At 61.5% G+C, this 22,261-nt stretch carries 16 protein-coding genes; 2 read left to right on the top strand and 14 right to left on the bottom strand.

Features of this window, described 5'->3' with window-relative positions; all coding sequences use genetic code 11:
* Positions 1-196: 196 nt before the first annotated feature.
* The 9 genes from I1969_RS09275 to I1969_RS09235 form a co-directional block, all read right to left on the bottom strand.
* The gene (locus I1969_RS09275) at positions 197-718 is read right to left on the bottom strand and encodes an Asp23/Gls24 family envelope stress response protein (RefSeq protein ID WP_195234799.1); all 522 of its coding nucleotides are present in this window, start codon (positions 716-718) and stop codon (positions 197-199) included.
* 44 nt (positions 719-762) lie between these two features.
* Positions 763-1,140, bottom strand: coding sequence for a DUF2273 domain-containing protein (locus tag I1969_RS09270; protein WP_271748090.1), 378 nt, complete (start codon positions 1,138-1,140; stop codon positions 763-765).
* Positions 1,133-1,678 carry an Asp23/Gls24 family envelope stress response protein gene (locus I1969_RS09265; protein ID WP_195234798.1) on the bottom strand — a complete coding sequence of 182 codons (546 nt, stop codon included), beginning with the start codon at positions 1,676-1,678 and terminating at the stop codon, positions 1,133-1,135. The genes I1969_RS09270 and I1969_RS09265 overlap by 8 nt, the downstream gene beginning before the upstream one ends.
* A gap of 166 nt (positions 1,679-1,844) precedes the next feature.
* On the bottom strand, positions 1,845-2,651 hold the full coding sequence (locus I1969_RS09260) for a YebC/PmpR family DNA-binding transcriptional regulator (protein WP_195234796.1): 807 nt from the start codon (positions 2,649-2,651) through the stop codon (positions 1,845-1,847).
* Between the two features lie 171 nt (positions 2,652-2,822).
* A complete protein-coding gene (locus I1969_RS09255) occupies positions 2,823-5,006 on the bottom strand; it encodes a DUF6020 family protein (protein WP_271748089.1) in 2,184 nt (727 codons plus the stop codon).
* Positions 5,007-5,141: 135 nt separating this feature from the next.
* Positions 5,142-5,963, bottom strand: coding sequence for a prolipoprotein diacylglyceryl transferase (lgt, locus tag I1969_RS09250; RefSeq protein ID WP_195234794.1), 822 nt, complete (start codon positions 5,961-5,963; stop codon positions 5,142-5,144).
* A gap of 109 nt (positions 5,964-6,072) precedes the next feature.
* Positions 6,073-6,351, bottom strand: a complete 279-nt coding sequence (locus I1969_RS09245) for a NifU family protein (RefSeq protein WP_099432127.1) — start codon at positions 6,349-6,351, stop codon at positions 6,073-6,075.
* Between the two features lie 172 nt (positions 6,352-6,523).
* Positions 6,524-7,048, bottom strand: a complete 525-nt coding sequence (locus I1969_RS09240) for a deoxycytidylate deaminase (RefSeq protein WP_117756880.1) — start codon at positions 7,046-7,048, stop codon at positions 6,524-6,526.
* 81 nt (positions 7,049-7,129) lie between these two features.
* Entirely contained in the window at positions 7,130-7,981 is an 852-nt protein-coding gene (locus tag I1969_RS09235) for a type III pantothenate kinase (protein ID WP_195234792.1), read from the bottom strand.
* Between the two features lie 192 nt (positions 7,982-8,173).
* On the opposite strand from I1969_RS09235, the gene I1969_RS09230 reads away from it, so the two are divergent.
* Positions 8,174-9,877: an OPT/YSL family transporter gene (locus tag I1969_RS09230; protein WP_195234790.1), complete on the top strand. Its 1,704-nt coding sequence runs from the start codon at positions 8,174-8,176 to the stop codon at positions 9,875-9,877.
* A 199-nt stretch (positions 9,878-10,076) separates the two neighbouring features.
* Here I1969_RS09230 and I1969_RS09225 read toward each other — a convergent pair whose 3' ends face one another.
* Positions 10,077-13,532: a CAP domain-containing protein gene (locus I1969_RS09225; protein ID WP_195234788.1), complete on the bottom strand. Its 3,456-nt coding sequence runs from the start codon at positions 13,530-13,532 to the stop codon at positions 10,077-10,079.
* A 307-nt stretch (positions 13,533-13,839) separates the two neighbouring features.
* Between I1969_RS09225 and I1969_RS09220 the strand changes: the two genes are divergently transcribed.
* Positions 13,840-14,979 (top strand): DUF389 domain-containing protein, encoded by a 1,140-nt coding sequence (locus I1969_RS09220; protein ID WP_195234786.1) that lies wholly within the window; start codon positions 13,840-13,842, stop codon positions 14,977-14,979.
* 12 nt (positions 14,980-14,991) lie between these two features.
* On the opposite strand, the gene I1969_RS09215 is transcribed toward I1969_RS09220, so the two are convergent.
* From I1969_RS09215 to I1969_RS09200, 4 genes are all read right to left on the bottom strand, one after another.
* On the bottom strand, positions 14,992-15,264 hold the full coding sequence (locus I1969_RS09215; RefSeq protein WP_195234784.1) for a hypothetical protein: 273 nt from the start codon (positions 15,262-15,264) through the stop codon (positions 14,992-14,994).
* A 124-nt stretch (positions 15,265-15,388) separates the two neighbouring features.
* On the bottom strand, positions 15,389-16,186 hold the full coding sequence (locus I1969_RS09210; RefSeq protein ID WP_195234782.1) for an AAC(3) family N-acetyltransferase: 798 nt from the start codon (positions 16,184-16,186) through the stop codon (positions 15,389-15,391).
* A 121-nt stretch (positions 16,187-16,307) separates the two neighbouring features.
* Positions 16,308-17,267 carry a 3-hydroxyacyl-CoA dehydrogenase gene (locus I1969_RS09205; protein WP_195234779.1) on the bottom strand — a complete coding sequence of 320 codons (960 nt, stop codon included), beginning with the start codon at positions 17,265-17,267 and terminating at the stop codon, positions 16,308-16,310.
* Positions 17,268-17,478: 211 nt separating this feature from the next.
* The gene (locus tag I1969_RS09200; RefSeq protein WP_195234777.1) at positions 17,479-22,257 is read right to left on the bottom strand and encodes a 2-hydroxyacyl-CoA dehydratase; all 4,779 of its coding nucleotides are present in this window, start codon (positions 22,255-22,257) and stop codon (positions 17,479-17,481) included.
* Between the last annotated feature and the right edge of the window lie 4 nt (positions 22,258-22,261).

Here is a 22,261-nt window from a genome sequence, read left to right as displayed (position 1 = left end):
CCCCTCGTTAACAATTTGGAAACAATGCGCCCATTAGGGTAACGCGGAACGCGACGATTGCAACCCCTAGTTAGACGAGCGGTATGCCTACATCGGGGGCATACAAATAACGGCCGGCCGCACATACATCCGTGCGACCGGCCGTTTGACGTTTTCGCAGATAAAACCTGCCAAAATAAACATCCTATTTGGTAGGTTACTCGTGCTGGTTGGTGCGGTGCTCGTACTCCTCGGGGGTAATGACATCCTCGATGCGCAGGTTGACGCCTGCCACCTCAAGGCCGGTCATTGCAGCCAGACGTTCGGTCACGCGCGCCTTAACGTCGTCGAAAATCGCGGGTGCATAGGCGCCGTACTCGATAATGACGGAAATGTTGACGACCACGCGGTTGTCATCGGTGACCTCGACCGTCACGCCCTTGGTCAGATTCTCGGCACCAAACTGCTCCTGTACAAAGTGCATGAGGTTGCCCTTCATGCCCAGGACGTGCGGCACCTCGCGGGTGGCCATGGCGACGATCTTCTCGATCACACCGTTAGAATAGGTCAGCGAGTCCTCGGACTCGTCCGCTTCCTCATCATCCTCGTCCGCATCGTCGGCGGACTCGGCCTCGACGAGCGCCTCGTCCTCGAGCGTTACGTCCTCGGCCTCGGCGGCGACGGTCTCGTCTGCCTCGAGCTCGGTATCGGCCACATCGACCTTCGTGTTAAAAGCCATGGTTCCTCCTTATGCCCACCGCACACGCGGCGGTCGAATACATGCTAGCGGCCGCTAAACAGACGGCCGAAGAAGTTGACGATCCCGTTCTCGCCGTCTCGGATCTGGCCAATCACGGCGCCGATCAGCACAAAGAAAGCGATGACGAGCGTATCCCACAGGCCGAGCGTGAGCACCAGCACAGCGAGCACAAAACCCGCGACGGCGCCGAGCGTGGTGTTGGGATGACGGACGGCATAGCTCCAGATAGCCGCCCCCGTACCCTTGATGAGACCCATGGCCTCATCAAAATCATCGGCAACCACGTCATGCGACTCGGTACCCTCTACCTTGGAATCGACGACCTCGCCTGCCGGTGCAGCACTCTGATCGATGGTCAGGCGCGGGGTGCGGACGGTCTTGTCTTGATTGATATCACTCACCGGAAACCTCCACGGTCTGGACGGTAGTCTTGGACGGCAAAAAACGAACGCGCGCAGTCGTGCCCGGCGTGCCGAGCATGGTGTCACAGGCCTCCTCGATACGTTGCTGCATCGCGGCTGCAAGGGAGGCCACGTCCCGGTCGTCGAGCGCGATGGCGTCGACCTTAAAACGGACACGCGATTCGTCGGAGCCCTGCACGCGCGCCTCGACATGCTCGATCATCACTCGGTCGTCGCGCTCTGCCGCGCTGCGAGCACACGAGGAGAGGGCAGCGAGCGTGACCTCGATATTGCGCTCCCCCGCCGGATGCACGCAGGACGGCTCGCGACGAGCAAACATCAGGCGGAAGAAACCCACGAGTACGCCGAGCGCCACGACACCGCCGCACGCCGTAACAACGATGCGAGGCAGCGGATCGCGCATCAGCAGCATAAAGCGATAGGTATATGGTCCCCAAAACTGGCAGACTAATGTGCCCAGCGCCACGACGGCGGCGGCAAGATACACGATCGCCAGGGCTCGTTTGAGCACGCGCATGCGGCGCTCCCTTCAAATCTCGATCCTCAGAATGCAAAACGATTCGCATCATTATAAAAGAGCCGGGTCCGGTGCCTCATGCACGCGGATCCGGCTCATCTATTCCACGAGGCTTGCATGCTCGCTTCATTATGCCCAGATATGCACGGCTCAATCCGTGCGGGCGCTACTCCTCCTCGAGGGCAGCGATGACCTCGTCGGTCATATCCATGGTGCTGTAGACGTCCTGGACGTCGTCGAGCTCCTCAAGACGGTCGATGAGGCGCTGAACCTTCTTGGCGTCGGCACCGGAGACCTCGGTCGGGGTGGTCGGGACCATGGTGGTCTCGGAGCCCTTGACCTGGATGCCCTGCTCCTCGAGTGCCTTGGAAACAGCCATGACGTCGTTGGCAGCGGTCCAGACGATCCACTCCTCGCCGGCGTCCTCGTAGTCCTCGCCACCGGCCTCGGCGATGGCCATCATGAACTCATCCTCGTCACCAGCAGCACCGTTGGCGATCATGGTCTCCTTCTTGGCGTTCTCGTCCAGGATCTCCTTGGCGACGACGATCTGACCCTTGCGCTCAAACTGGAAGGCAACGGAGCCGGAGGTGCCCAGGTTGCCACCAGCGTGGGAGAAGGCAGAACGGACGTCGGCAGCGGTGCGGTTGCGGTTGTCGGTCAGGCAGTCGACGTAGACGGCGACACCGGCGGGACCGTAGCCCTCGTACACGATGTTCTCGTAGACGGCGGCGTCGGCACCCGAACCAAAGGCCTTATCGATAGCGGACTTGATCTTGTCCTTAGGCATGGACTGAGCCTTGGCCTTGGCGACGGCAGCGGCGAGGCTGGCGTTGTTCTCGGGCAGCGGATCGCCACCGAGACGGGCAGCAACGGTGATGTTGCGGCTGAGCTTGGAGAAGAGGGCGGAACGCTTGGCGTCCTGCGCGCCCTTACGATGCTTGGTTGTGGCCCACTTAGAGTGTCCGGACATACGTGTCTCCTATCGGTTTCGACCTAAAGCCCAGCGCAGATGCTCGGGCAATATAAACAAACGTCGTTATGATATACCTACTGGCCTGCGAGATAAACCCCAAAATGAAGGCGTCGTGATGATGCAGTCCCTTGGCACAAAGCAGCCTGACCCCAATGCGCCAATCTTTGGTTAGGTCCACAGGCGGTCGCTGCGGGTGATCGTGGCGCCGATGGCGAAAGGCATGCATGCAATGACCGGGTACAGGTAGCGCATGTAGGTCGACCCGTTACATGGACCAATCAGGCACACAGCGAGCACACCCAGTAGCGGTATCCAGATGGCCAGCGCGCGCCACGAATGGCGGCGCAACAGGTAGACCACCACGATGATCATGATCCACACGTAGGTGGCCGAGCTCATGGTGAGCGAGATAAACGGAATGCGCTGCACCGCCACGCGGTACAGGTTAATCAGGTGGTCGCACCAGCGCACGGCTTTGCTGTCGACCGGATGGAAGTCAAAGTACTTGAGGTTATCGGGCTTCGCCATGATCTCGGCACTGCGCGCCGTGCTGTAGACCCACGCATCGCGAGCGCTCGGATAGAAGTACCCGTAGTAGTTATTGACGAGCGCCGAGATATAGCACTCGGGGTCCTTTTTGAACATCTGGGCCCACACCTTAAAATAGGCCTTGATGTCCTCCTGCGAGGCGTACTCATTGAAGCAGTTTTTGACGGCATCCGATTTGTCGGGGTTGTAGCGGCGGCCCAGGTTCTCGTACTTGAGTACGCGATCGATCACGGCACGCTCTTCGTCGGTCACCGAACCGTCGCAAGGAGCCTCCACGATGGTGCCGTCTTCCTTGACCGTGGGGTTGACGCCCGAGTTGAGGCCGTCGTGCTTTTGGACGAAACGAGCCGTCTGCTGGAATGGAATCGAGAGGATTTCGCGCTTGGAGCCGGGCGTAATGTCGTGCGCCGGCATAAACACCTTGGTGAAGTACATATTAGAGGCAAGGCAGAGTACAAGCACAGCAAGAACTCCCACCCAGCGGAAACGTGGGATGGCGCCCGAAGGCGCAGTACCAGCCTGCTTGGCTGCACGACGAGCCACATGCGCGTCCCATGCGCTAAACGCCGCCGCGATCACGCATGCCGCCAGGGGAAACACCAGGCCTCCATTGCGCAGAAACGTGGAACCCATAGCAGCCAGCGCAAGCAACAGCCAGTCGTGGCGCGCAAAGAGCACGGGCCTCTGTTCGCCCGCTCGCTCGACATTGGCATCACGACGGGGCAGACCGCAGGCCACGAGCTTCACGGTCTGCACCAGCAGCACCAAAAACGCGTCGGCAAAGAGCACGTCTTTGGTGAGCAACGCCGCGTAGTTAGAGAACATCGGCATAAACGCAAAGAACAGCAAGATAACGCCGCGGACCGGCAGGCTCACGCCCAGCTTGCGCAGCGACGAGATGGAATAGGCCATGCAGGCGGCCGTGATGACGAACTGAGCGCAGGTGTAGATGATGAGGCCGGCGTTAGCACTGTTGAACAGCGAAAGCCCCAGCTGCACGCACGAACCGATGATGGCGGTGTGCACCACGGGGTGATGCCCGTTGAGCAGCACATTGGGGTTGAGCAGGCGCAGGTAGTCACTCGTGCCGTTGGGGTAGTTGAACCACTGGCGAATCTGCGCGCCCGTGTCTCCCATAAAAAGACCGGGCAGCGAGGCGATGAGCGTGGGCACCCAGGCAATCATAAGCACCAGAAAGGGCCCGGCAAAGGGATGGACCGAGAGTACGGCGTGAGCCACGCGCCATACGCGGCCAAAGTGCGCTTCGGAAAACGGAATGCGACGAGAGCTCAGCCAATCCAGACACTCAAAAGTCAGGTAGAAGGCCACGACCGCCAAGAGCATCCAGCCCGCGCCGCCGATCCAGGCGCAGATGATACGGGCCTTGTCGCCGAGCACGATCTCGGCCGAGTCGGTGAGGTCGTAGCTGCGGCCGAACACCATGCAGACGGCAAAAAACAGCGACGGCAGGATGACCGAGGGGCGCCAGGCGTCGCCGCGGCCAAAGAAGACGTAGCGAAACGGCAGCGTGAGCAGGCAGGCAAGCGCGAGCAACATGACCGCGTCGGTATGCCCGGCAAACGAGAGAAGCACCTCGTAGCACACGTACAGCATGCCCGAGGCTTTGGGGTCGATCGCCAAGACTGCGTTGCTCGACACCGGGGCGGGATCGATGGAAAACGCCGTGGTCGCCAGCAGTGCGAGCAAAAAAGCGATGAACGTCTGCCTGGCGGGATAGCGTTTAAACCAAACAATGCGAGCGGCGTCGCGCGCGGCCGTTGTGGAGAGGTCGGAATCCTTCACAGTCCGAAAAGCCTTTCTAGAAACCTGCCAAAAAGGGACAGGTTTATTTTGGCAGGTTTTATCTGGGGAAACGTTACGGTTCTATCATCGTTGCCCAGCAAACCACCACAAAGGTGCCTGTCCCCTTTGTGGTGGTTAGGCGCCGAGGTAGATGCGCTGGGGTTGGTTGCGGCGACGAGCAAAGATGATGAGCGCCAGGCCCGCGATTACGAGCGGCAGGCTCAGCAGCTGACCCATCGTGATGACGCCACCCAGCAGATAGCCCAGTTGTGCATCGGGCACGCGCACGAACTCGACGAGGAAACGGACGATGCCGTACCCCATCACGAACACGCCCATAAACGTGCCCTGGGGCAGCAGCGGTTTTTTGCGGCTGAGCACCTGCAGGACGCAAAAGAGCACGATGCCCTCGAGAAACGCCTCGTAGAGCTGAGAGGGATGGCGCGGCATATCGCCCGCGGTGCCACCGAAGATCACGCCCCAGGGCAGATCGGTCGGCTTGCCCCACAGCTCGCCGTTAACAAAGTTGGCGCAACGCCCCAAGCACAGGGCCAGCGGAGCGCCGATGACGGCAAGGTCTGCCAACGTCCATGCGTCGAGCTTATACATGCGGCACACAATGATGCCGCCGATAATGCCGCCGACCAGGCCACCATGGAAGCTCATGCCGCCCTCGTTGGTGGCAAAAATCTCGAGCGGGTGCGCCCAGTAGTAGCCATCACCGTAAAAGACGACGTAAAACAGGCGCGCACCGATAATGAGGCCAAAGACCACGCCGACCACGACACTCGTCAGGTCGTCAATCGTGATGTTAAAGCCCCAGCGACGCTGTGTGCGGTACATGACGACCGCCGTGAGCAGAGCGCCGATCACGTAGGCCAAGCCGTACCAGTAGATGATGATGGGGCCCGCCGAGATCGCGACAGGATCAAGCATATGGTAGAGGTCGTTGAGCATGTCGACCCTCCTACTCCCTACATACAAATGCGGCCGCGGGCCTTGCGCTCGCAGCCGCATATTTGGGCGTAACGTCTATGCGGAGTATGCCGTCCGCAGCTTTCGCATCTTAGAACGGCGCATACTCGTCGTACAGGTCGTCGGTCTCGCCGGAAGCATTGACCTGCTCGACACGGGTAACGCCGGGCACATGCTCCTTCAAGATGCGCTCAATACCCATGGACAGGGTCAGCGAGCTCATGGGGCAGCCGGCGCAAGCGCCCTGCAGCTCCAGTTTGACGACGCCCTCGTCGTCAACGCCCACATACTCCATATCGCCGCCGTCGGCCTGCAGGTTGGGGCGAATCTCTTCAAGAACCTTCTTAAGCAGCTCTTCGTTAACAGCCACAGGGGCTCCTTTCTCACAATAACGCGGGCACGCCCGCGGACAGGGGCTATGTTACTACAGCCATGTACCCGCTCACGAGCCATCCATGCGCGCGGACACGACTTTCACGAGCAGTCAATTTGGGACGGGGCTCTTTTAGCTGCCTTTTGTTGCCAGCTGGCGTTGGCACGCGCTACTGCTGAGCCTGCCCCTCGGTACCGATGTGAACATCGACGATAACCTGGCGGTAGCTGATGCCACAGGAGTCGAGGATGCGGCGGCTGATGCGTCCATCATCGGTGTCGGCGTACTTGTTGTCCAGGTAGACGACCTCGCCCACACCTACCTGCGCCAGGATCTTGGCACAGTCGTGGCACGGGAACAGCGTGACGTAGACCGTGGAACCCTCGAGATCCTTGAGCGAGCCACGGTAGTTGAGCACGGCGTTTGCCTCGGCATGGACCACGTAGTTGTGCTTGTCCTGCAGCGGGTCGTCGCTCGTACCCCACGGGAAAAAGTCGTCGTTGAGCGCCGAGGGCGTACCGTTGTAGCCCACCGAAAGGATGCGGTGGTTGGTGCTGGCGATGCACGCACCCACCTGCGTGTTGGGGTCCTTGCTGCGGCGCTGCGCGGCGATGGCCACGCTCATAAAGAACTCGTCCCAGCTAATGACGTCGCGGCGCTTGCCCGACGCAGTTTGATGAAGATCGTCCGACATGGCAGACACCTCCGTAATCGCAACAATTTGACCCATTGTAGCAGGTGGAAGGTGAAGACGTTTTTGTCCCACCGCCCATCGCTACGCGCGACGGGGCTTTTGATTGATGTGGTAGAGCTCGGCCAGACCGCGAAGCGTCAGTGCGTCATCGACCGTCAGGCTATGACCGACAAGGGCCGCAAGTGCCTCGGCATCGTCGCCGGTAATGACGATGGGCACGTCGCCCTCCCCCGCCGCCTTGGTCGAGCGCATCTCGGCGAGCACCATGTCGAGCATGCCGTCGATGCGGGCTACCTCGCCCAGAACCACGCCCGAACGCATGGCCTCGCGCGTGTTGCGGCCGATGACGTGCGTCGGTGCCGAGGGCTCGACCTGCGGCAGGCGTGCCGCAGCAGCCGAGAGCGAGCGGGCGCCGAGCGCCAGACCCGGCGCGATGACGCCGCCGACAAAGGTACCGCGCGCATCGATGACCTCGATATTGGTCGTAGTGCCCAGGTCGATCACGATGCACGGAGAGCCGTAGACGGCACGGGCCGCCACGGCGTCGGCGATGCGGTCGGGGCCGATCTCGGCCGGGTCGTCGTAGTGTACGGGCATGCCGGTCTTGAGGCCCGGCCCCACGGTGAGCACGCGTCCCGTGCAGGTGCGGGAAAGCGCCGCCTTCCACGGGCGCTCGAGCGCCGGCACTACGCAGCTCAGCACTGCGGCTGCGGGAACGAGCACACCCGGCATGCCCGCATCGGCCGCCAGCGCGGCCATGACTTGAGCGAGACGCATGCGCGCCTCGTCTGCTGTGATGCTCGACGGCGTGGTGATCTCGCACGTCGCGAGCGGGCGCTCCTGCGCCGCGGCCGAATCCTCGGCAAACAGGCCAAAGCGAATGAACGTGTTACCCACGTCGACCGTCAATATATATGCGCACCCATTAAGCATTGTCGGCGCTCCTTTCGTCTGCCCAGCAGTATATCGCCTACCTAAACCAGTCATCCCAAAATGACTAGCTTGCGGCTATACTGGTGCGCGGTCGTTTGCGAGCTCACGCGGCGGCCCTTGGTAACCCGACTTCCCGCGCCGTATCCGTAGCGGCGCTCCCGGGGGAAGCGGATATACGCAAAGGAGTTCTATATGAGCAATCCCTCGAACCGCGCTTCGATGCGCGGGCAACTCACGCTGCGCGGCGTCGTCATCGGCGTCCTTGGCTGCGTGATCATCACGGCAAGCTCGGCCTACACCGCCCTCAAGATGGGCGCACTCCCCTGGCCGATCGTCTTCGCTGCCGTCATCTCGCTGTTCTTCCTTAAGCTCATGGGCAACGCCAGCCTCAACGAGGCCAACGTCACCCACACCATCATGTCCGCGGGCGCCATGGTCGCCGGCGGTCTGGCGTTTACCATCCCGGGCGCCTGGATGCTGGGCTATGCCGACCAGATCAGCTGGCTCGACATGTTTATCGTGGCGCTCGCCGGCACCATCCTGGGCCTGCTGGCCACCGCGCTCATCCACCGTCACTTTATCGTGGACGCCGCGCTTGAGTTCCCCACCGGCAACGCCGCAGCTCAGACCTTGCGCGCGACCGAGGCTGGCGGCAAAACCGGCAAGCAGCTCTTTGGCTCCATGGCCATCGCCGGCATCTATAGCGTGCTGCGCGACGCCCTGGGCGTGGTGCCCAGCATGCTGTGCACGCTCAACATCCCCGGCGTGACCTTTGGCATCTACAACTCGCCCATGCTGCTCTCCGTCGGCTTTTTGGTGGGCTTTGCCCCTGTCGCCTGCTGGTTTGCCGGCGCACTGCTGGGCAACTTTGGCATCATCGTCGGCGGCACCGCTGCCGGTCTGTTCGACGTTGTGACTGCGCAGGGCATCGTCAAGTCCCTGGGCATGGGCCTCATGATGGGCTTTGGCGTCGCCGTCGTCCTCAAGGACATCCTGCCGCAGGTCGCCGGTATCGTCCGCGGTCTTGCCGCCGACAGCTCCACCGACACCGACGAGCAGTCGCTCATCTCGGGCTCCCTTAAGCTCGACGCCGGCATCATCGGCCTGGGCGCTGCCGCCATCGCCGTGATCATCGCCATCGTGCTTGACCTTGGCCCCGTTCCGGCCGTCATCGTCACGCTGTTCACCTTTGTCACCACCATCATGAGCGCACAGAGCTGCGGCCAGACGGGCATCGACCCCATGGAAATCTTTGGCCTCATCGTTATGCTCATCGTGGCTGCCTTCGCACAGATCGCTCAGGTCAAGCTGTTCTTTATCGCCGGCATCGTAGCCGTGGCGTGCGGCCTTGCGGGCGACGTCATGAACGACTTTAAGGCCGGCGCCGTGCTGGGCACCAACCCGCGTGCGCAGTGGATCGGCCAAGCCATTGGCGGCATCGTGGGCGCCCTGGTCGCCGCAGCCGTCATGGTCGCGCTCGTCACCGCCTATGGCCCGGACGCCTTTGGTCCCGACAAGAGCTTTGTTGCCGCGCAGGCAAGCGTCGTCGCCACCATGGTCTCGGGCATCCCCAGCGTGCCGTGGTTCGTTGGCGGCTTTATCGCCGGCATCGTCATGTACTGGCTCGGCATTCCGGCCATGATGATCGGCCTGGGCGTGTACCTGCCGTTCTACATGTCACTCACGGCATTCCTGGGCTCCTGCGTCAAGCTCGCCTACGACAAGTGGTCCGCCCGCCGCGACGCCACCGCTGGTCTTTCTGACGAGGAGAGGGCTGCCAAGGACGCCGCCTTCCAAGAGCAGGGCCTGGTTGTCGCCAGCGGCCTGCTCGGCGGCGAGTCCATCGTCGGCGTTATCCTAGCGTTTGTCTCCGTGGGCTTAAGCCTGCTGGGCTAAGCTGAGCAGCTGCTCGACAGCAACCATATTGCCTACAATTTGCCCGGTCGGTAGCTTTGCGGCTGCCGACCGGGCTTTTTGATACCAACGCAAAGAAAGGCCGGCGCGCTGCATTTAACAGCGCGCCGGCCTTATCGTTTGGCTAACGAGACGGTCCCGTTATGAATTGAAGTTCGTTACAGAAACTACGCTCGAAACGCTACATCTGCTTGCGACGACGATCGCCCAGCGTCACGCCCACAGCCACGAGTGTAATACCGCCGATGACGAACACCTCACCCGCAAGTGCGGAGTCATCACCGGTCTGGGCGAGCGCAGCGTCCGCAGCCTTCTTCTTGGCGACAGGAGCCTTTGCAGCAGCCTGCGCAGCCTGAGCCTTGGCCTGCGGCTCAGCCTTGGGATGATACTTGTCGTACTCGGCCTGCGCGGCAGCCAGGGCATCCTTGGCATCGCCAAGCTCGGCAAGCGCGGCGGCATAGACGTCGTTGGCATCGGACAGCTTGGCATCGGCATCGCTCAGGGCAGCCTTGAGACCAGCGGCGGCATCGACGGCAGCCTTATAGCGAGCGTAGGCAGCGTTCAGCTTAACCAGCTTCTCGTTGCCCGTCGTGCCCGCGGCAAGGGATGCCTTATGGTCGACAGCCTCAAGATCGGCCTTGAGTGCCTCATCGCTGGCAAGCTCGGCCTTGGCCTTGACGATCTCGAAGTTCGCATCGACGACGGCTTCGTTGGCGGCCTCGAGCTGCTTCTGGGCATCGGCGACACTGGCCACGGCAGCGTCATAGGCGGTCTTGGCGTCGTCGACCGCCTTCTGGGCGCCGGCGAAGCGCTCGAAGGCCTTGTTTGCGCCGGCCAGCTCGTCCTCGGCGGCCTTGGCCTTCGCCTGTGCGTCGGACAGGGTCTGCGTCTTGGCGGCAACTGCCTGCTTGGCGCCCGAAAGAGCGGTCGCGGCGTGCACATCTGCGGCCTGAGCCTTGTCAACGCCAGCCTGGGCAGTGCCGTCGGCCTTCTTGGCATCGTTAAGCGTGCCCTGCTTGTTCGCAAGATCCGTCTTGGCGGCATCGCACTTGGCGGCAAGGTCCTTGACCGAAGCCGTGGCGTTGTCATACGCCTCATTGGCCTTATCGGACTTTGTCTTGGCGGTATCGTAATCGCCCTGTGCCTTCGCCTTGCGGGCGGAAGCCTTGGAGGCGTTCGTCTGGCATTCGGTGAGTTTGGAGTTAGCGTCGTCAAGCGCGGCCTGCGCGACGGTCGCCTCGTCCTTGGCGGCGTTGAGATTTGCCCTAGGAGTTTCGATGTCAACATTCTTCAAATTGACATCGGCAGCGCCATATGCCGCCTTCGCGATAGCGGTGGCCTCTTGCGCAGCTTCATAGTCGCTCTTGGCAGCAGCAACGTTACCGTTCGCTTCATTCGCGGCACTCTTGGCAGCATTGAGGGATGACTCCGCAGAGCCAAGCGCATCGTTTTTCACATCGCGCGCCTTCCGTGCTGCCGCAAGTTGATCTTGCAGCTGCGCCAGCTGCGCCTTCTGCGCGGCGGTACCACCGGCATGATAAACGGAGTCTACGTACGTGTTTACCAGGTTCTTGAACTCGTCAACCGTAAAATCGCCTTCGGCCCAGTTTCCCTGATAAATTGAAACAGGACTGGGTGCACCGTCATCCTCGGGCGTTGAGCGGTTGCCATCCTTACCGTAGCCGACGGCGAACCCAAAGGAATTAGCACCTGAATCAATAAAGTTCTCATAGTGGCCGGTGTTGCTATAGTCACCCCTGTCATAGTCGCGCTTTTCCGCAGTATACCAACCGATAAACGGCCAATCATCGCCGTACTTGTCGCCGTTATCGAAGGATATTTCCCAATCTTTAGGATTATCTGACCCCTTGTAGGCGCCAGCACGTCCGGCAAGGTTTTCGTTATAGGACATATAAAAGCCCTCGCCGCTGTTCCCCGCGTGGTCCCAAACATTCGACGAATAGCAAACATCGAGCGCCGACTGCGCCATAGAGACAATGCTGACCTTCATGTCACTCAAGCCATTTGCGCGACGAATTCCATTGACGGCATTCATGTAGGTCAAGGTATTCTGCAGATTCACGAGCGAAAAAGCATTGTCAGCGTCAGATGCATCCAAGTTGACATAGTCGTCATACCATGCCGCCTTGTTAGCAGACCCATCAAGTAACTTCGCCGCATCGCTCGCGTTAGCACGCTGAGCAGCAGTAAACGACGTACTACTTGCGATGTGATTCATAAAGCCAAGCAGGCCAGCCTTGACAGCATCCGTATCCACCGTCATGTTTGCTTTTAGCTCAGAAATCTGCTGCTCAAGAGCTTTGACGTTTGCGCTGGCCGTGTTGTATTCATCATTCGCTTTGTTGTAGTCGCTGGTAGCATTCTCAAGAGCGCTTTTCTTCTGCTTTGCGACCTCTGCCAGACGGTCGTACTCTGTCTTCTTGTCGGCCTCGGTCTGCTGAGCTTGCTCGTAAGCAGCCTTGGCGGTGTTGTATTTGCTGGTCAAATCACCGAGTTTGCCGTTGGCTTCGTCGTATGCAGTCTGCGCTGACGAAACGGCAGCGTTGGCGGCGTTGACCTTTTCCTGCGCGGCGCTGGCATCAGTCTGTGCGGCCTGGAGGTTCGTTTGTGCGGTGGCGTCGGCAGCCTTCGCGGCATCAAGCTCGGTCTGCGCGCCCTTGAGCTCACCGGCAGCAGCTTTCTTGGCGGCCTCAAGCGCTTTTAGATCGATGCCCGTGCCCGAGATGGCGGCATCGAGCGCTTTCTGGGCGTCGTTCAGCTTATCCTGGGCGTTGCCGCACGCGGTGGTCGCAGCGGCAAGGGCATTGGCGGTCTCCTGCTTCTTGGCCCGGGCAGTCGTCAGAGCAGACTCGGCATCACTCTTTGCCTGCTCAGCATTGTCGGCGGCGGTCTTAGCGGCATCGAGCTCACCCTCGACCGTCTTCACATCGGCATTCGCCGCATCGAGCTTTGCCTGCGCGTCCTCGACGGCCTTCTTGGCGGCCTCGTACTCGTCCATACCCATGGCCTCGAGCTTGGCCTGGGCATCGTCGAGGGCCTTCTTGGCCTCATCCTGCTTTGCCTTGGCGTCCTTGAGCGCCTGGGTCTTATCCTCGACACTCTTGTTGGCCTGATCGAGCTGATCGTTCAGGTCGCCCAGCTTCTTCTGCTGCTGCTCGGCCTTGTCAACAGCCGTCTTAAGCTCGTCGATCTTCTCCTGAAGCGCGGCTGCCTCGGCCTCGTTCTGCTCGGCGGCGTTATCGGTCACAGCCTGCGAGGCCTGATTCTTTTGCTGCTGCGCCTGCTTTTGAGACTGGCCCGCCGCATCGGCGTTCTTCTGGGCGGCGTCGTAGGCGGCCTGAGCGTCCTTGAGCTGCTTTGCCGACTCCTCGGCCAACTGGGCAGCCGTCTTTACGACCGCCTGGTTGCCGGTGGCAACGGTGTTCTCGATAGCGCTGTCGCCCTTCGTGGCGTCACCGTTATCTGCCGTCGGTGCGGCGATTGCCGCCAGCGGCGACATGAGCGGCTGAGCGATGAGGCCCGCCGTCAAAACGGTTGCGACGGCGCGGTTGGCAACGCCCTTGACGTTGACGGCCTTGGCCCGAGGCTCAAAGTGCTGTGGGATATAGTTTGCCATGGCTTTCTCCCTTTGACACGGATGTATCCATGCGCCTCAAAATGTAGGAGCTGATTTTTGAATTCTGTTGCGCAACATTGGTCACCAGCGGATTTTTTGAAATTCGCGCTCTCGTGCTTCACAATTTCGTCACATATGTAGGAGCTGGTGCATCATATTCTTGCGGGATCGAATTGAGCCTGTGATTTGCATTTGCTCCCGCGTCATCCGCCCTATCGGATTCCGCATCCAACAGACACCCCGCCCGCCACGGTGTAGAGTTAAGACAACGGGCGCGTTGCGCGGACCGCGCTGGAACGAGGTGGACATGGAACTCGACAAACAACAGATCAAGCGACTGCGCGAGCGTCATCATCGGCGTCACGGCATCCGCCCCGCTCATAGCGAAGCCATGGAAAACATCACCCGCTTCCTCAAGCGCGCATTCAACATTCGCGAGGGTCGCGCGCCCTACCACGTAATTCGCAAGCGTTTTGTAAACGGGGCGCGTCTGACTGGCTCCCACCTATGCATCCTGATTATTGCCATGCTTATCGCGAGCATCGGCCTCGATATCGACTCGGACATTGCCATCGTGGGCGCCATGCTCATCTGCCCGCTCATGGGCTCGGTCCTTGCCATGGCATACGGTATTGCCACGCTCGACCGCGAGATTACCGTCGAAGCCGTCGCCAGCCTTGCGCTGCAGATGGCCTTTTGCCTGGTCACGTCCACGCTGTACTTTAAGCTCTCGCCCCTTGGCACCACCACGGCCGCCATCATCGACAACTCGACACCCACCGTCTGGGACCTTACCGTCGCACTCGCAGGCGGCTTTGCAGGCGGGCTGGGCAACTCGCGCGACCAGGAACCCGCCACGCTCATCGCCGGCGTGGCCGTGGCGACCGCGCTCATGCCGCCTCTGTGTGCGGCGGGCTATGGCATCGCCATCGCAAGCGGGTCGCTGTTTCTCTCGGCGCTTTACGAGTTTGGCATCAACGTGGTCTTTATCGCACTCGCGGCCGAAGCCGTATTACTTATCTTGCGCGTGCCGCTCAAGCGCGACCTCAACGGCGACGGCATTGTAACCGCCGAAGAAGATGCCGAGGTCGACGAGCTATCGCGCAAGGTGCGCCGCCGCATCATTGTGGGTACGGTAGTCTTTGCCATCCCATGCATCGTTATGACGGCGGGGTCTATTGGCTCGGCGCAGACCGGCGTGCAGGACGGCTACGGCGTCACCGAAACCACGCGCGAGCTTGCGGCGGTGCTGCCAGGCTTTAAGGATTACACCGTCGCCGTCGAGACCTCGGCCACCGAAGGGGACGAGGAAGGCATTGTAGAGCGCGAAATCGTCGCCCATGTGACGACAAGCGAGGCGCTTGGGGCACACGATCGCCGCGTCGCCCGCAAGCTCATCGACCTCAATGTACCCGAACTCGATCGCGTGGAGTTCGATGTGAAGTGATGCGGGGCGGCCCTACAGCTCGTACTTGTACACGCGGTAGATGTACTTCTCGGCTTCCATCTCGTAGGTGGCGATGGGCAGTCCTAGCGGTCGTACTCGATAAAGGTCTTGGCCATGCCCGATGCCACGAGCATACTGCTCGAATCGCCGACGCGCTGCGCGCTGCTCACGTCCAGTCGTCACGTCAATCTTGATGATGAGGTCCTCGACGTTAACGCGCTCGCCCTCGCTCTTTTTGGCTGCCGCGGGATGTGCGGGGAAACGCGGCAACTTTGGGCACGTCACCGGTCTTTTTTGACCGGCAACCTCATACGACACGGTCACGGCGTCGGCGATCTCAAAGAGTAGCTTAGGCTTGTGACGATGCAGAGACGCAGGGTGCGCAGTTGATCCGCGATGCCCCCCCGAATTATTCGGGGCAGCCGCGATGGCGCTCAATCCAGCCCACGGCAAAGTCGACAAGCTCGCGCTGGTGCATAAAGCGGATCATACCGTTACCGAGAGGCGCTGTACGCACCGAGCATTCACGCTCAAAAGCAGCGCCGATTTCATCGAAATCCTCGCCATCGACAAAGAGCGTGCGGTATTCCTTCCATACACGTCGACTGTTTTCCACAATCGCACTGTGTTCCACGCAGCCGTGTTTGCCAGGGTATTCCGCACGAGCGTCGGCCAAGTGCAGCGACGTATTCTTGTCGTAGCTCACGCCCACCAGCAGCACGTAGCCGTCCAAATCGTACAGACGCGCGATGGGCGATCCGTCGCCAAAGATGTTGCTCAGGTCGTGGCTTTCCGTCAAGAATTGAGCATGCCGGCCGTTTGCCGCCACCGAGCGCGCCGGATGGTCGCTTCTATGCGTACCCGGCCACATGCGAAACATCTCGGCCACAGCCCCCATCGTATTGGTAGGCGTAATGCGCTTGTCATAGGCAGGCCAGTTATCGCGAATCGTCTGCCACCATTCCTGAGGTTCCTGCCAATGAACGCCGCTCTCGGGGTCCAGGTTTTTCCAGGATTGCGTCGGCATCATGATGGTGCCGGTCTCGCCCACCGTCTGGAGCAGCGCCTCGATCACCGGCTGCGCGCCGCCGCACACATATCCAAGCGAGCTGAGCGAGCAATGGACCATAACCGCCTGCCCCGCGCACATGCCGACGGCAGAAAGCGCGTCGAGGATATCCTGCTTGAGCACGATTTGTCGATCCATTGCCATTTCCTCGCTATCCCCGCAGCCCATTTGTTTTAGCGTCATGTGTCGAAATGGCACACGGGCTATGCGGCGTATTTATGCTGCAAATGATACGCTCCCAATGTCCCAAGGGATCTTTTTAGTACTTGAAGAAGCCCTCGCCCGAGCTTTCGCCCAGCTTACCTTCGTCGAGCATTTTCTTGAGGACGGTGGCCATGGCCTTAAAGTTGTAGGGCATCATCATCTTTTTGAGCAGCGGGCTCACCAGGCCCGGGACCTTCTGATACTGCATAACGATGTTGTAGGCCGTCTGGATGCCCACCGTGTCGAATACGCGGAACGGGCCCTTGGGAGCGCCGGTGCCGCGCGTCCATGCGAGGTCGATGCTCTTAGGGTCGCTGACGCCCGAAACGTACAGGTCCAGGCCCGAAAGCAGCCATGGCACCAGCATAGAGTTGAGCAGGTAGCCGTTCTTTTCCTTGTTGACGGGAAGCGCCAGCATGCGAATGTCGTTGGCGAAGTCGACGAGCTCGTCGAAGTAGCGCTTGTCGGTTTGGTCCTGCGCCATGACCTCGGTCATGTTGTTCTTCCAGATGGAATTGGCAAAGTGCAACGACAGGTACTTCTCGGGGCGGCCGGTGTACTTGGCAAAGGTGCTCGGCAGCAACGTGGAGGAGTTGGTCACGACGACGGCCTTTTGCGGGAGGACCGGGGCGAGCTTCTTGTAGAAGTCGATCTTTGCCTGGGTGTCCTCGGCCATAGACTCAATGACCAGGTCGGCGTCGGCCACGGCCTTGGCAAGATCGAGCTCCAGCTTGAGTGTGGAGTAGGCACGCTCAACGGCGGCAAGTGCCGCCTCCTTGTCGAAGGGTTGGCCGCTATCGGCGATACCGGCGCACCACTCGCCCGTGCCGTCCGCCATGCCCTCGATTGCCGCGATGTACTCCTCGCGCACATGATCGATCTTGGGCTGGGTGCGGCCGATGCTGCCCTCGCTGCGCAGCCAGATCGTCACATCAAAGCCGCAGTAAGCAGCCTGAAAGGCAATCTGGCTTCCCAACACGCCGCCACCGGCAACGCAAACGGTCTTGTAGCTCATGGAAACAGTCCTCTCTTGCGTAATTCCATAGATGTGTATTTATTCAACCGTAAGGATGGCGCGCGCTGGAGATAGGTTCTATAAACGGACGGTAATTTGCGGCGAGCGGCAACACCTGTTCATTATCCCAGGATTCCATGTCCAGCAAAAGCGGGTGGTAACCGGTACGGCTACCACCCGCTTGTCCCATATCTAGCCCATAGCAGGCCAGTTACTTCTTAATGCCGCGTCTCAGGCGCTCAGCGACCGACGCCACGGCACTCTCGTCGACCGAGCCGCAGCTCACGCAGCCATCGTGGGCACGCATCTGGCCGGTGACCTCGTCCATCGCGAGCGGCGCCACCTTCTCGAGCTTAAAGCCCTTGCCAGCGCGCATGTTCTCCTTGGCCACGCTGATCATGAGCTTGATGCGGTTGAGCTGGTTGACCTCGGATGCACCGGGGTCATAGTCCACTGCGACGATGTTGCTCTCGGGGTGCTGGCGGCGCAACTCCTTGATCACGGCCTTGCCCACCACGTGGTTGGGCAAGCACGCGAAGGGCTGCGTGCAGATGATGTTGGGCGCACCGTGATCGATCAGGTCGAGCATCTCGGCCGTGAGCAACCAGCCCTCGCCCATGTTGTTGCACACCGAAAGCACCGTGCGGGCCTTGTCGGCCATGGTGCCGATGCGCTCGGGCGCCTCAAAGCGGCTGGACTTTTCGAGCATCTCCTCCACCGGCGTGCGCATCCAGTCCACGAGCTTGATGAGCGCCTGCATACCAGCGCGCGTGGTAGCAGAGCTTCCCAGCTCGTCCTTCTGCAGCTCGGCGTTGCTCATGGAGTACAGGAAGAAGTCGAGCAGGCCCGGCACCACGGCCTCGCAGCCCTCGCGCTCGATGACATCGACCACGTGGTTGTTGGCCGTGGGATGGAACTTGACCAAGATCTCGCCAACCACGCCCACGCGCGGCTTGGCGCCCTCGCCCACGAGCGGCATAGTGTCGAACGCGCGGATGGCCTCACGCGCAAGCTTGGTGTAGTTGTGGCGGTTGAACTTGGGCGCCAGCTTGCGGGCGCGCGCCATGTACTCCTCGTAGAGTGCGTTGGCAGCGCCGGGCGTGGCCTCGTACGGGCGGCAACGATAGAGCATCTGCATCATCACGTCGCCAAAGAGCACCGCGTAGACTGCTTGCTTGAGCAGCGCCGGCGTAATCTTAAAGCCGGGGTTGTCCTCGCCGAGCGCCACGGCCGAAAGCGAGATCACCGGAATCTCGGGGTGGCCGCTCTCGCGCAGGGCCTTGCGGATGAGTGCGATGTAGTTGGTGGCACGGCAACCGCCGCCGGTCTGGCTGATAACCACGGCCGTCTTGGACAGGTCGTACCGGCCGCTCTCGATGGCCTCCATGATCTGGCCCGTCACCAGGATCGACGGATAGCAGATGTCATTGTTCACATAGCGCAGGCCGGCCTCGACGGCGTCGTGATCGGTCGAGGGCAGCAGCTCCAAGTTGTAGCCGGCACCACGGAACACCTCTTTGACCAGGTCAAAGTGGATCGGCGCCATCTGCGGGCACAGGATGGTGTAGCCCTCGTCGCGCATCTGCTCGGTAAAGGGCACCTTGGGCCACGCGGTCGAAGCGCTCTCGCGCTGCGCCTCGAACGTGTACTTACGGCTCGCGAATGCGGGGGCATCCTTGGAGGGAGCCACCGGCGCAGCATCGCCCTGCTCGTAGGCCTCGCCCGCGGCCGTGGCCTCGGCCAGGCGCTCGGCCTCCTGGTCCTTAAGCGCGGCCATGAGCGAGCGGATGCGGATGCGCGCGGCACCCAGGTTGGATACCTCGTCGATCTTGAGCACGGTGTAGATCTTGCCGCTGGCCTCCAGGATCTCCTGCACCTGGTCGGTAGTCAGGGCATCGAGACCGCAGCCGAAAGAGTTGAGCTGAATCAGGTCCAAGTCGTTGCGCATCGTCACAAAACGGGCGACGGCGTACAGGCGGCTGTGGTACATCCACTGGTCGACGACGCGAATCGGACGCTCGGGCTTCACCAGATGCGCGAGCGAATCCTCGGTAAAGACCGCAAAGCCAAAGCTCGAGATAAGCTCGGGCAGGGCATGGTTGATCTCGGGGTCGTTATGGTAGGGACGGCCGGCGAGTACGATGCCGTGGCCGCCGTGGTCCTCGACCCACTTAAGGGCCTCCTCGCCCATGGTCTGGATATCCTCGTGGAAGCGCGCATCGGCCTCAAAAGCAGCGTTGACAGCGGCATCGACCTCGGAGCGCGTGATCTTGGGTCCACGCACGCGACCGCGACCAGCTTGCGCATCGGCCACGCGGTCGACGGCGAGCACCTGGTACAGGCGGCGCTTGAGCTCGGTCTTGTCGTGATAGGGCACAAACGGGTACAGGAACTCGATGTTCTGCTCGCGGATCTCGTCGATATTGAGCGCCAGCGCCGTGGGGTAACTCATGACGATGGGGCAGTTGTAGCAGTTGCCGGCGGTCGGATCCTCCTTACGCTCCCAGCGCACGCACGGCATCCAAATGAAGTCGACATCGCGGTCGATAAGGTTCATCACGTGGCCGTGGCTCATCTTGGCCGGATAGCACACGCTCTCGGACGGCATGGACTCGATGCCCGCCTGGTAGGTCTTCTTGCTCGACTGATCGGACAGTTGCACGCTAAAGCCCAGGCGCGTAAAGAACGCGTGCCAGAAGGGATAGTTCTCGTACATGTTGAGTGCGCGCGGGATGCCGACGGTGCCGCGCGGGGCCTCGTCGGGACTCAGGACCTCACGGTTAAAGAGCAACTCGTTTTTCTTTTTGAAGAGGTTAGGGGCCTCGGTCTTTTGCTTTTTGTGGCCGGCACCCTTCTCGCAGCGGTTGCCGGTAATGAAGCGCCTACCGCCGCCAAAATCGTTGACGGTGAGCTGGCAGTTGTTGGAGCAACGGCCGCAGCGGACGTGCTTTTGCGTCACGGTAAGGTGCGCGATGTCCTCGGCCGAAAGGATGGTCGAGGTGCCGTCGGCGCCGGCGCGATCGCGGGCGAGCAGGGCCGCACCGTAGGCGCCCATGCAGCCGGCGATGTCGGGACGCACGGCGTGAACGCCGGTGAGCTGCTCAAACGCGCGCAGCGTGGCGTCGGACATAAAGGTGCCGCCCTGGACGATCACCTGGCTGCCGATCTCCTTGGGATCGCGCAGCTTAATGACCTTGAACAGGGCGTTTTTGATGACAGAGTAGGACAGGCCGGCCGCGATGTCGCCCACCGTGGCGCCTTCCTTTTGCGCCTGCTTGACGCGCGAGTTCATAAAGACCGTGCAGCGGCTGCCCAGGTCGACGGGGGCCTTGGCGTGGATGGCGGCGTCGGCAAATGCGCGCACGTCCATGTTCATAGACACGGCGAAACTCTCGATAAAGCTGCCGCAGCCCGACGAGCAGGCCTCGTTGAGCATGATGTGTTCGATCACGCCGTCCTTGACGCGCAGGCACTTCATGTCCTGGCCGCCAATATCCAGGATAAACTCGACGCCGGGCAGGAACGCCTTGGCGCCGCGCAGGTGCGCGACGGTCTCGATCTCGCCGGAGTCGGCCTTGAGGGCCTCGATGAGCAGAGCCTCGCCATAACCGGTGGTGGTCACGTGGCCGATGGTGCAGCCGGCGGGAATGTGGTTGTAGAAATCGGCCATAATGACCTTGGCCGTGCCCAGGATGTCGCCGTTGTTGTTGCCGTACCAGGTGTGCAGCAGCTGACCGTCCTCGCCCACGAGCGCGGCCTTCATGGTGGTGGAACCGGCGTCGATGCCAATGAACACGCGGCCGGTGTAGCCTTCGAGTTTGCCCTTGGGGACGACTTCCTGATCGTGGCGGGTTTTGAACTCGGCGAAGTCCTCGTCGGTGGCAAAGAGCGGATCCAGGCGCTCGACCTCGGCACCCTGCGTATCACCCAGGGCATCGATAGCCTCGATGAGCTGCGGGAACGTGCTGAGCTTGTTGGACTCATGCGCCATGGCGGCGCCGCTCGCCACAAACAGGTGGGCGTTTTGGGGCACGATACGGTGCTCCTCGTCCAGGTTGAGCGTGAGGTAGAAGCGATGTCGCAGCTCGGAGAGATACTGCAGCGGGCCGCCCAGGAAGGCGACGTTACCGCGGATGGGGCGACCGCACGCCAAGCCCGAGATGGTCTGGGTCACGACGGCCTGGAAGATGGAGGCGGCCACGTCCTCGGGGCGGGCGCCCTCGTTGAGCAGCGGCTGCACGTCGGTCTTGGCAAAGACGCCGCAGCGGCTGGCGATGGGATAGATGGTGGTGGCGTTGGCCGCGAGCTCGTTAAGGCCGCTCGCGTCGGTGTGCAGCAGGGTTGCCATCTGATCGATGAACGCGCCCGTGCCGCCGGCGCAGGTACCGTTCATACGCTGCTCGATGCCGTTGTCGAAATAGATGATCTTGGCGTCCTCGCCGCCCAGCTCGATAGCGACGTCGGTGGCCGGGATGAGGGTCTCGACGGCGCGCTTACTGGCGATGACCTCCTGGACAAACTCCAGGTCGAGCCACTGAGACAGCAGCAGGCCGCCCGAGCCGGTGATGGCGCAGGTCATCTGCGCCGTCGGCAGCACGGTCGCGGCGCCCTCAAACAGGTCGCGGGCGCAAGCGCGGACGTCGGTGTGGTGGCGCTGGTACTTGGCGTAGACGATCTGGTTATCGTCGTTGAGCACGGCGAGCTTGACGGTGGTGGAGCCCACGTCGATGCCCAGGTGCAGGTTGCCGCGAGCGGCCTCGGGGTTGAAGATCGCGCCTTCGGGGGCCTGGGCGGTGGCTACGGGCTCGGCGGTGGCGGGCTCGCTGACGACGGACGCCTCCCCTGCCACGTTCTTGGCATCGGCAACTGCCTCGGCAACTTTCTCGGCAGCCGCGGTCGCGGCCTTCTGCGCGGCATCCACCACGGCGGGTGCAGCCTCACGCGCGGCAGCGACCATACGGTCCTTGATGCCCTCGACGAGTTTGCTCATTGTC

This window comes from Collinsella aerofaciens (assembly GCF_015548375.1).
Taxonomy (GTDB): Bacteria; Actinomycetota; Coriobacteriia; order Coriobacteriales; family Coriobacteriaceae; genus Collinsella; species Collinsella aerofaciens_AB.
Note: the sequence above shows the minus strand (reverse complement) of the source record. Positions and strands in the feature narration are given on the sequence as shown.